This window comes from Nocardioides lianchengensis, assembly GCF_900101465.1.
Classification (GTDB): Bacteria; Actinomycetota; Actinomycetes; order Propionibacteriales; family Nocardioidaceae; genus Nocardioides; species Nocardioides lianchengensis.
The window spans coordinates 55065-65573 of the sequence record NZ_FMZM01000019.1 but is presented as its reverse complement, the minus strand read 5'-3'; the positions used below and the strand labels follow the sequence as shown (position 1 = coordinate 65573).

Here is a 10509-nt window from a genome sequence, read left to right as displayed (position 1 = left end):
GCCCATTAAAGCGGCACGCGAGCTGGGTTTAGAACGTCGTGAGACAGTTCGGTCCCTATCCGCCGCGCGCGCAGGAAACTTGAGAAAGGCTGTCCCTAGTACGAGAGGACCGGGATGGACGAACCTCTGGTGTGCCAGTTGTCCCGCCAGGGGCACGGCTGGTTAGCTACGTTCGGAAGTGATAACCGCTGAATGCATCTAAGCGGGAAGCATGTTTCAAGATGAGGTTTCCCACCCGCTTGACGGGGTAAGGCCCCCAGCAGAACACTGGGTTGATAGGCCGGAGGTGTACAGCAGTAATGCCTAGCCGACCGGTACTAATAGGCCGAGGGCTTGTCTTACAATCACTCAGCCAAGCCAACAAGCGCACAGTTCAGCTCGCGTCCACGAACCAGTTCACCTAGGTGAGCAATCAACATATGAATAATGGCTTGGACGTCTCGACCGTGAAGATTCCGGTACGAGGCGATCCGCTAGAGTTACGGCGGCCATAGCGAAAGGGAAACACCCGGTCCCATCCCGAACCCGGAAGTTAAGCCTTTCAGCGCCGATGGTACTGCAGCCGAGAGGCTGTGGGAGAGTAGGACGCCGCCGGACATACACTCCGTAGGGGCCACCGTCACCGGTGGCCCCTACGTGCATTTCCCCGACAGCGACCGCCCACATGGGCAGGACCAGGAGCAGGACGCCGTGGCCGAGCAGCGCCGCAACCAGCGACCTTCAGGAGACGCCAACCGCGCAGGGAGCGGCCGCCCGAGCGGCGGCCGCCCGACGGGGGGTCGGCCCAGCGGTGGGAAGCCGAGTGGTGGCAAGCCCGGGAAGCCGGCAGCGGGCGGTGGGAGCCGCGGCGGAGGCCAGGGGCGGTCGTCCGAACGCTCCTCCGAGCGCTCGCAGAAGTGGAGCCCCGACGGTGAGCGCGGTGCCCGCGGGGACAAGCGGCCCGCCCGCGCCGGCGACAGCCGTCCCGCCCGTGGTGGCGGTGGCGACCGTCCGGGACGCAAGAACGACTGGAAGCGGCCCGCGGACAAGCAGGCCGACCGCTCCGAGGAGCAGGCCCGCTACGACGGGCCGGAGCTGCCCGCTCACATCACGGGGCAGGAGCTCGACCGCTCGATCTCGTCGCAGTTCAAGGGGCTCCCGGAGAAGCTGGCCCAGCGCGTCGCCCGTCACCTCGCCGCCGCCGGCGAGCTGATCGACGAGGACCCGGAGACCGCCTACCAGCACACGCTGGCCGCGCGGGCCCGTGCACCGCGGCTCGCCGTCGTGCGGGAGGCGGCCGGCGAGGCCGCTTACGCCGCCGGCCACTACGCCGAGGCGCTCTCCGAGCTGCGTGCGGCGAAGCGGATGAACGGCGCGACGGCGTACCTGCCGATCATGGCCGACTGCCACCGTGCGCTCGGCAATCCCGACCAGGCGCTGAAGCTGGCCAAGAGCCCGTCGGTCCCGAACTTCAGCGCCGAGGCCAAGGCCGAGATGACCATCGTCGAGGCCGGCGCCCGGCGCGACATGGGTCAGCTCGACGCCGCCCTCCGGACGCTGGAGCTTGCGCCGTTGCAGTCCAAGAACCGGGCCGCCTGGGTCGTGCGCCTGCGCTACGCCTACGCGGACACGCTCGAGGCGGCCGGGCGCGAGACCGACGCCCTGGCCTGGTTCCACCGCACCTACGCGATCGACAGCGACCAGCTCACCGACGCGGCGGAGCGGGCCGAGGCGCTGGAGAAGCGACGACCGGCGGAGTGACCCCCGGCCTCAGCGGCTGAGGACGGTCACGTTCGCGGGGGCACCCGAAGCCCGGGTGCCCCAGCGGAGGCCCTCCCGGAAGCCCAGGCGCACCCGGTCGACGCTGACCTCACCGGCGTACTCGCCCCGGACCCGGAGCACGATGGTGTCCCCGGCGCCGAAGGAGTGGTCGTCCGGCGGCACCAGCTCGTCGCAGAACGCCCCCGGGTCGGTCGTCACCCGTGGCGAGCCGCCCACGCAGAGCAGCGGCTCCACCTCGACCGGCGCCTCCGCGGTGACGTGCACCTGGACCCCCGACAGTCGGAGCGTCCGGTCGGACTCGCCGGGTGCGACCGACAAGTAGACGTCCTGCCCCACGGGGGCTGAGGTGACCACGGTGTCGTCGGTGGTCGCGAGCGCGGGTGGGCTGGTCACGAACCAGAAGACCAGCCCGACCACCACCGCGACGACGACCGTCCAGACCGCCAGCCTCGCGCGGGGTCGGCGGGCTACCTCGAGGGGTCCTCCGGGTTCCATGCCGTGAGGGTAACCACGCTGGGACGGTCTTGACCGTCGCCGGGCGGCGCGGTCTACTGCCGGAGTCGTCAGGGAGGTGTGATGCTGCGGTTCTCGGGTGCCGGGGTCAGCGACGTGGGGCGGGTGCGTCCGCACAACGAGGACGCCGGCTTCGTCGGTCCGTACGTCGCGCTCGTGGCCGACGGCGTGGGTGGCGCGGCCGCCGGTGAGGTCGCCTCCGCGACGGCGGCGTACGCCGTCTCCGCGACCGCGCTCGCCCACTTCCTCGAGCCGCCCGAGCTGGTGCTGACCGAGGCGGCGGACGCGGCCCGCGCGGCCGTCAGGTACGGCGTGCAGCGGGACCTGGACCGGCTGGGCATGGCGACCACCCTGACCGTGCTGGTCTGCGACGGCAGCCGGGTGGTGCTCGGCCACGTCGGTGACAGTCGGGCCTATCGCTGGCGTGACGGCGCGCTGCGCCAGCTGTCGACGGACCACACCTACGTGCAGCACCTGGTCGACACCGGCCAGATCACGCGCGAGGCCGCCGCACGGCACCCCTGGCGCAACGTGGTGCTCCGCTCGGTGGACGGCGACCCGGAGGGCCCTGGCCTCGACCTGGTGCCGGTGCCGACGCGTCCTGGGGACCGGCTCCTGCTCTGCAGCGACGGGCTCACCGACCTGGTCGACGAGGCGCGGATCAGTCAGGTCCTGCAGCTGTCCGATCCGCTGTCGGCCGCGGCGGTGCTGACCCAGTCGGCCCTGGTGGCCGGGGGGCGCGACAACATCACCTGCATCGTGCTCGACGTCGTGGAGGGCCCGCTGGTGGTCGGTGACGGCCAGCTGCTCGGCGCGCTCGTCGACGTGGCGAACGTGGTCGACGCTGCTGCGGTGCGGCTGCGATGAGCGACGTACGGCGTCCCGCCCTGGAGGGGTCGGTGGCCGTCCGGGGCGACCGGCGCCTCAGCTTCGCCGAGTACGGCCATGCCCGGGGCCCGGCCATCGTCTGGATGCACGGCACTCCCGGTGCGCGTCGCCAGATCCCGCTCGAGGCGCGGGCTATGGCCGAGCAGCACGGGTTGCGCATCATCGGCATCGATCGGCCGGGGATCGGCTCGTCCACGCCGCACCTCTACGACAGGGTCCTGGACTGGACGGGTGACCTCGAGATCATGCTGGAGACCCTCGCGGTCGACACGTTCCGGATGGTCGGGCTGTCCGGAGGTGCGCCGTACGCCTTGGCGGCGGGGGTCGCGTTCCCCGACCGCGTCCACGGCATCGGCGTGCTGGGCGGGGTGGTGCCCACTCGCGGGCCTGACGCGGCCGCGGGCGGTCCGATCCAGCTGGCCGTCCGCCTCGCGCCGCTGATCCAGCTCACGCGGGTCCCGCTCGGAGTCGCCCTGACCGGGAGCATCCGGGTGGCCCGCCCGTTGGCCGGCCTGGCGCTCGACGCGTATGCCGCGGTCCAGCCGCCGGGGGACAAGTCCCTGCTCTCCCGCCCGGAGTTCAAGGCGATGTTCCTCGACGACCTGCTGAACGGGAGCCGGTTCCAGACCTCGGCGCCGCTGAACGACCTGCTGCTGTTCACCCGCGACTGGGGGTTCACCGCGGCCGAGGTCGTCGTACCGGTGCGGTGGTGGCACGGCGATGACGACCACATCGTGCCCTTCCGGCACGGGGCGCACCTCGTCGACCGGCTCCCCGACGCCACCTTGTCCACGATCGACGGGGAGAGTCACCTGGGTGGGCTCGGAATCGCCCGGGAGGTCATCGAGACCCTCTTGGAGCTGGGGCCGCGTCGTACCGCGGGTTCTGCTGGTGCTCAGGCGCCTCATGCGTCACAATAGGTTCGACAACCACATAGGTGTCATTCGCGACATCCGACAACGCTCCATGACGAGACCGCTGGGGAAGGCGTAGCTCGCGCCGGAGATTGAAGGAGGTCACGGTGACCGCACGCACTGCCACCCGTACCGCGACGAGGGGCGTCTTCTACGTCCACTCTGCGCCGTCCGCACTGTGCCCGCACATCGAGTGGGCCGTCGGTGGTGTCCTTGGCGTGCCCGTGAGCCTGGACTGGACTCCCCAGCCGGCGCAGTCGGGCAGCTATCGCGCCGAGCTGTCGTGGTCCGGCGACGCCGGCTCCGCGGCGGCCATCGCCTCCGGGCTCCGGGGCTGGAACCAGCTCCGGTTCGAGATCACCGAGGAGCCGACCTCCGGCACCGAGGGCGCGCGCTACTCGTTCACGCCCGAGCTCGGGGTCTTCCACGCCGTGACCGGCCTGCACGGCGACATCATGATCCCGGAGGACCGGCTGAAGGCGGCCGTCGTCAAGGCCGCACTGGGCGACACGACGTTGCTCGTCGAGATCGACAAGCTGCTCGGCAAGCCGTGGGACGACGAGCTGGAGACCTTCCGGCACGCCGGCGAGGGTGCGCCCGTGCGCTGGCTGCACCAGGTGGTCTGAGGGATCCCCGGCCCTCAGCGCCGGCGGAGCTTGAAGGCCACCGGCTTGATCCATCCCTCGACGTAGTCGTCGGGACCGTTCTGCACGCTCAGCTTGCCGCGGATCACGAAGCGGCCGGGGCGGGTGGTGTTCTTGCAGATGGTGAACGTGCCGGTGCCGACGGTCGGGTTGTAGCCGCTGAGGTGGGCTCCTGAGCCCAGCTTCTTGCCGCCCGGGCCGATGAGGAACGTCTCCAGGCCCCAGTCGCCGGCCGGCGGCTGGATCCGGTAGCGGTAGCGGTAGACCCGGCATCCGCTGCGCAGGACGCGGTCCGCCGCGCCGAGCCGACCCCACTCGTGGTGGTCGGCGGTGGCCGAGGCAGGAGTCGCCCCGGCCACCAGCGCAGCCGGGGCCAGCAGCACCGCGGCGATCGATCCGAGCATCGTCTGGCGGAGCATCGTCATCTCCAAGGTCGGGTGTGACGGTCGTCATGCCCAACGTAACAAGCAGCCTCCGGGTTACGGCCCGGCGCCGCCCGTCAGAGCGGGATGTTGCCGTGGGCGCCGTGCCGCACGCCGACTGCCTGGACCGCGTCGTCGATCGCGCGTGCGATGGCCGAGCGGGTGGCGGTCGGGGAGACCACCTCGTCGACGACGCCGATCTCGACGGCCTTGTCGACCCCGCCCGCGATCCGCTCGTGCTCGGCGGCCAGCTCGGCCTCGACCTGCGGGCGGATGTCGGGTGCCACGTCGGCGAGCTTGCGGCGGTGCAGGATGCGCACGGCTGCGACCGCACCCATGACGGCGACCTCGGCGCCCGGCCAGGCGAACACCTTGGTGGCGCCGAGCGAGCGCGAGTTCATGGCGATGTAGGCGCCGCCGTACGTCTTGCGGGTGACGAGGGTGACCCGGGGGACGACGCACTCGCCGAACGCGTGCAGGAGCTTCGCGCCGCGTCGTACGACGCCGTCCCACTCCTGGCCGACGCCGGGCAGGTAGCCCGGGACGTCGACGAGGACGATCAGCGGGACGCCGAACGCGTCGCACATGCGCACGAAGCGGGAGGCCTTCTCGGCCGACAGCGAGTCGAGGCAGCCGCCGAGGCGCAGCGGGTTGTTCGCGACCACGCCGACCGTGCGGCCGCCGAAGCGGCCCAGCGCGGTGACGATGTTGGGCGCCCAGCGGGCGTGCAGCTCCTGGACCGTGCCCTCGTCGAGGACGGCCTCGACGAGCGGGTGGACGTCGTACGCACGCTTCTTGGACTCGGGCAGCAGCGCCTCGAGGTCGCGGTCCTCGACCGCGTCGACGCGCAGGCTGCCCTGGGACCCGAGCAGCGAGGCGACGCCGCGGGCGCGGTCGAGGGCCTCCTGCTCGGAGTCGGTGAGGATGTGCACGACGCCGGAGCGCCGGCCGTGCGGCTCGGGCCCGCCGAGCCGCAGCATGTCGACGTCCTCGCCGGTCACCGACCGGACCACGTCGGGCCCGGTCACGAAGATCCGTCCCTCGGGGCCGAGGATGACGACGTCGGTGAGGGCGGGACCGTACGCCGCGCCGCCCGCCGCCGGGCCGAGGACGACGGAGATCTGCGGGATCTTGCCGGAGGCCTGGGTCATCACCTGGAAGATTCGGCCGACCGCGTGCAGGGACAGCACGCCCTCGGCGAGCCGGGCCCCGCCGGAGTGCCAGAGACCGATGATCGGCGCGCCGTCGGTCATCGCCCGGTGGTAGGCGTCCATCACGACCTGGCAGCCGCTGTGGCCCATCGCGCCGCCCATCACGGTCGCGTCGGAGCAGAAGGCGACTACGCGGGTGCCGTGCACCTCGCCGACGGCGGCGAGCATGCCGGAGTCGTCGTCGGGGGAGATCAGCTCGAGGGTGCCCTCGTCGAAGAACGCGGTCAGGCGGTGCACCGGGTTGCGCGGGTCCTGCTCGCGGGGGAGCTTGGCCGGCTTGCGGTCCGTGTTGGGCTTCTCAGGAGCGACGGTCATCAGACACTTCCGTAGAGGACGGCGACGTTGGCGCCGCCGAAGCCGAAGGAGTTGTTGAGGGCCGCGATGTCGCCCTGGGGCAGGTCGCGCGGCTTGGTCGCGATGTCGAGGTCGACCTGCGGGTCGAGGTTGTCGAGGTTGATCGTCGGCGGCACCACGCGGTTCTGGATCGCGAGCACGGTCGCGATCGACTCCAGCGCGCCGGCACCGCCGAGCAGGTGTCCGGTCATCGACTTGGTGCTGGTCACCACGACCTGGGAGACGTGGCTGCCGAGGGTGGCGTGCAGCATCAGGCCCTCCGCGATGTCGCCCTGAGGGGTCGAGGTCGCGTGGGCGTTGACGTGGAAGACCGACTCCGGCCCGATCTCCGACTCGGCGAACGCCCGCAGGATCGCGCGGGAGCCGCCGCGGCCGCCGGGGTCCGGCTGCGCGATGTCGTGGGAGTCGGCGGTGATGCCGGCGCCGAGGACCTCGGCGTAGATGCGGGCACCGCGGGCCTGGGCGTGCTCGAGCGACTCGAGCACCAGGACGCCGGCGCCCTCGCCGAGCACGAAGCCGTCACGGGCGGTGTCCCAGGGACGGGACACGGTGGTCGGGTCGCCGGCGTTCTTGGACAGCGCCATCATGTTGGCGAAGGCGGCCATCGGCAGCGGGTGGATCGCCGCCTCGGTGCCGCCGGCCACGACCACGTCGGCGCGGCCGAGGCGGATCTGGTCGAGGGCGAGGGCGATGCCCTCGTTGCCGGAGGCGCAGGCCGAGACCGGGGTGTTGACCGCGGCCCGCGCTCCGACGTACAGGCTGATGTTCGCGGCGGGCGCGTTGGGCATCAGCATGGGGACCGCGAGCGGGGAGACCCGCCGCGGACCCTTCGCCTTCAGGGTGTCGTAGTTGTCGAGCAGCGTGTTGACGCCGCCGATGCCCGAGGCCATCGCCACGCCCACACGGTCGCCGTCGAGGCCACCGTCCTGGACGGCGTTCTCGAGGCCCGCATCCCGCCAGGCCTCCATCGCGGCGACCATGGCGAACTGCGACGAGCGGTCCAGGCGGCGGGCCTTGACCCGCTCCAGGACCTCGGTCGGCTCGACCGCGACCCGGGCCGCGATCTTGACCGGCATCTCCTCGGCCCAGTCGTCGGTGAGGTGGCGGACGCCCGAGCGGCCGTTGACGAGGCCCTCCCAGGTGCTGGCCACGTCGCCGCCGAGGGGGCTGGTGGTGCCCAGACCGGTGATCACGACACGGGTACGACTCATCTGCTGTTCGACTCCTTCGACGGGGGTGAGCGTCAGGCCTGGGCGCGCTCGATGAAGGCCACGGCGTCGCCGACGGTCTTGAGGTTCTTGACCTCGTCGTCGGGGATCGAGACGCCGAACTTCTCCTCGGCGGCCACGACGACCTCGACCATGGAGAGCGAGTCGACGTCGAGGTCGTCGACGAAGGACTTGTCGAGCTGGACGTCGTCGGCGTCGATGCCGGCGACCTCGTTGACGATCTCGGCGAGGTCGGCGCGGATCTCTTCGGTGGTGGCCATCTGGCGGTGTTCCTCTCGGGTGGTTGGGGTGGAGCTGGTGGTGCGGATCAGGGAACGACGACGACCTGGGCGGCGTACGCCAGGCCGGCGCCGAAGGCGATGAGCAGCGCGGTCTCGCCGGACTTCGCGTCGCCCTCGCGGATCATCCGCTCGAGGGCGAGCGGGATGGAGGCCGCGGAGGTGTTGCCCATGTCGGCGATGTCACGGGCGATCTTCACCGACGGCGGCAGCTTCATCGACCGGGCGAGCGCGTCGACGATGCGCATGTTGGCCTGGTGGGGGACGAAGCAGTCCAGCTCGTCGGCGGTGATGCCGGCGCGGTCGAGGGCCTGCTGGCCGATCTTGGCCATGGCGAACGACGCCCAGCGGAAGACCGGGTTGCCCTGCATGGTCAGGTGGGGGATCTGGGGGGACTCGGAGGCGACGACGTCGCGCCAGTCCTCGCGCTGCCGGATCAGGTCGAACTGCTCACCGTCGGAGCCCCACACGACCGGGCCGATCCCCGGCGTCCCGCTCGGGCCGATCACGACGGCGCCTGCGCCGTCGGCGAAGATGAAGGCCGTCCCGCGGTCGGTGGTGTCGGTGATGTCGGAGAGCCGCTCGACGCCGATGACCAGGACGTAGCCGGCCGAGCCGGCGCGGACCATGTCGCTGGCCATGCTCACGCCGTGGCAGAAGCCGGCGCACGCGGCCGAGATGTCGAAGGCGGCCGCCTGGTCGGTGCCGAGCTCATGGGCGATGGCCGTGGCGATCGCCGGCGTCTGCAGCAGGTGGCTCACCGTGGCGACGACGACGCAGTCGATCTGGCGGGCGTCGATGCCGGCCTTCTCGAGCGCCTCGCGCGAGGCCGCGACGGACATCATCTGCACGGTCTCGTCGGGCCCGGCGATGCGCCGGGTCTTGATGCCCGAGCGCTGCTGGATCCACTCGTCGCTGGAGTCGATGGCCTCGACGATCTCGGCGTTCGGGACCACTCGGGCGGGTCGGTAGGCACCGACGCCGAGGATCGCGGTGTGCTCGGCGCCGCGGCTCGGGTTCAGGGCCGCCATCAGGCCGCGCCCTCCGGGTGCAGACGGAGCAGCGGCTGGCCGGGGGAGACCAGGTCGCCGTCCTCGACCAGCCACTCGACCACCTGGCCGCCGTGGGCGGCGGTGACGCTGATCCGGTCGCGCAGGCTGGCCACGTCGCCGATCGCGGCGCCGGCCGGGAGCACGTCGAGGTCGGCGGCCTCACCGGCGATGTGGAAGGTGCCCTTGGCGGGGGAGACGACCATCCGCCAGGTCGGCGTGGTGTCGATCGACGAGGCCTCGCCGTGCTTGGCGCAGAAGGCCCGGGCGTCGTCGAGCTGGTCGGGGGTCTTCAGCGCGAAGGTCTCGACGCCCTTCAGCGCGCGCTTGGCGATGCCGGTGAGGGTGCCGGCCGGGGGCATCTCGAGGATGCCGGTCACGCCGAGGTCGGACATGGTCTCCAGGCACAGGTCCCAGCGGACCGGGTTGGCGATCTGGCCGACGATGCGCTTGAGGACCTCGCGACCGTCGTGGACCACCTGGCCGTCCCGGTTGGAGATGACGGGGGTCCGGGGGTCGTGCACCGAGACCGACTTGGCCAGCGTGGCCAGGTGGCCGACCGCCGGGGCCATGTGCTCGGTGTGGAACGCGCCGGCGACGCTCAGCGGGACCAGCCGCGCCTTGGCGGGCGGGTCGGCCTTGAACGCATCGAGCTGCTCGAGGGTGCCGGCGGCGACGATCTGGCCGGGGCCGTTGTCGTTGGCCGGCGTCAGGCCGTGCGCGGCGATCTTGGCGAGCACCTCGTCGCGGTCGCCGCCCAGGACGGCGGTCATGCCGGTCGGCGTGACCGCCGCGGCGTCGGCCATCGCCTTGCCTCGCTCACGGACGAGCACCATCGCCTGCTCGGCGGTGATGGTCCGGGCACCTGCCGCCGCGGCCAGCTCGCCGACGCTGTGGCCGGCCACCGCGCCGATCTGGCTGAAGGCGTCGGACGGGTGCGGGAACAGCTCCAGGGCCGCGACCAGACCGGTGGCGACGAGCAGCGGCTGCGCGATCTGGGTCTCGCGGATCGTCTCCGCGTCGGCCTCGGTGCCGTAGTGGGCCAGGTCGAGGCCGGCCACGGTGGAGAGCCAGGCGAACCGCGACGCGAAGGTCGAGTCCTCCAGCCAAGGGGTCAGGAAGCCGGGCGTCTGAGCGCCCTGCCCGGGAGCGACGATGACGAGCACGGACCCCACTCTGCCGTGCCCCGGGCTCCCGGTTCGCCTCCGGCGCGCACGAAAGTCCGCCCCTAGACTTTGTGGAGACC

The 10509-nt window shown here is 71.8% G+C and carries 11 protein-coding genes and 2 rRNA genes; 6 read left to right on the top strand and 7 right to left on the bottom strand.

Annotation, left to right across the window (positions count from 1 at the left end):
• From BLT76_RS24990 to BLT76_RS24980, 3 genes are all read left to right on the top strand, one after another.
• Positions 1-341, top strand: a 23S ribosomal RNA gene (locus tag BLT76_RS24990); the annotation flags it as partial.
• A gap of 139 nt (positions 342-480) precedes the next feature.
• Positions 481-597: ribosomal RNA gene (rrf, locus tag BLT76_RS24985) — 5S ribosomal RNA — on the top strand.
• A gap of 93 nt (positions 598-690) precedes the next feature.
• Entirely contained in the window at positions 691-1740 is a 1050-nt protein-coding gene (locus BLT76_RS24980) for a tetratricopeptide repeat protein (RefSeq protein ID WP_090861031.1), read from the top strand.
• Between the two features lie 9 nt (positions 1741-1749).
• Here the strand turns inward: BLT76_RS24980 and BLT76_RS24975 are convergent, their stop codons facing one another.
• The gene (locus BLT76_RS24975; protein WP_139175865.1) at positions 1750-2256 is read right to left on the bottom strand and encodes a hypothetical protein; all 507 of its coding nucleotides are present in this window, start codon (positions 2254-2256) and stop codon (positions 1750-1752) included.
• Between the two features lie 81 nt (positions 2257-2337).
• Between BLT76_RS24975 and BLT76_RS24970 the strand changes: the two genes are divergently transcribed.
• The 3 genes from BLT76_RS24970 (at position 2338) to BLT76_RS24960 (ending at position 4702) form a co-directional block, all read left to right on the top strand.
• Positions 2338-3141, top strand: a complete 804-nt coding sequence (locus BLT76_RS24970; RefSeq protein ID WP_090861029.1) for a PP2C family protein-serine/threonine phosphatase — start codon at positions 2338-2340, stop codon at positions 3139-3141.
• Positions 3138-4082: an alpha/beta fold hydrolase gene (locus tag BLT76_RS24965; protein WP_090861028.1), complete on the top strand. Its 945-nt coding sequence runs from the start codon at positions 3138-3140 to the stop codon at positions 4080-4082. Before BLT76_RS24970 ends, BLT76_RS24965 begins: the two co-directional genes overlap by 4 nt.
• A gap of 101 nt (positions 4083-4183) precedes the next feature.
• A complete protein-coding gene (locus tag BLT76_RS24960) occupies positions 4184-4702 on the top strand; it encodes a DUF3145 domain-containing protein (protein WP_090861027.1) in 519 nt (172 codons plus the stop codon).
• 14 nt (positions 4703-4716) lie between these two features.
• Here the strand turns inward: BLT76_RS24960 and BLT76_RS24955 are convergent, their stop codons facing one another.
• From BLT76_RS24955 to BLT76_RS24930, 6 genes are all read right to left on the bottom strand, one after another.
• Complete coding sequence (locus tag BLT76_RS24955) at positions 4717-5139, bottom strand: hypothetical protein (RefSeq protein ID WP_139175864.1); 423 nt, start codon at positions 5137-5139, stop codon at positions 4717-4719.
• A gap of 80 nt (positions 5140-5219) precedes the next feature.
• Entirely contained in the window at positions 5220-6668 is a 1449-nt protein-coding gene (locus BLT76_RS24950; RefSeq protein WP_090861025.1) for an acyl-CoA carboxylase subunit beta, read from the bottom strand.
• A complete protein-coding gene (locus tag BLT76_RS24945; protein WP_090861024.1) occupies positions 6668-7918 on the bottom strand; it encodes a beta-ketoacyl-[acyl-carrier-protein] synthase family protein in 1251 nt (416 codons plus the stop codon). The genes BLT76_RS24950 and BLT76_RS24945 overlap by 1 nt, the downstream gene beginning before the upstream one ends.
• Before the next feature lie 32 nt (positions 7919-7950).
• Positions 7951-8196, bottom strand: a complete 246-nt coding sequence (locus BLT76_RS24940; protein WP_028645031.1) for an acyl carrier protein — start codon at positions 8194-8196, stop codon at positions 7951-7953.
• A 47-nt stretch (positions 8197-8243) separates the two neighbouring features.
• On the bottom strand, positions 8244-9245 hold the full coding sequence (locus BLT76_RS24935) for a beta-ketoacyl-ACP synthase III (protein WP_090861023.1): 1002 nt from the start codon (positions 9243-9245) through the stop codon (positions 8244-8246).
• Positions 9245-10429, bottom strand: coding sequence for an acyltransferase domain-containing protein (locus BLT76_RS24930; RefSeq protein ID WP_090861039.1), 1185 nt, complete (start codon positions 10427-10429; stop codon positions 9245-9247). The genes BLT76_RS24935 and BLT76_RS24930 overlap by 1 nt, the downstream gene beginning before the upstream one ends.
• Positions 10430-10509 lie beyond the last annotated feature (80 nt).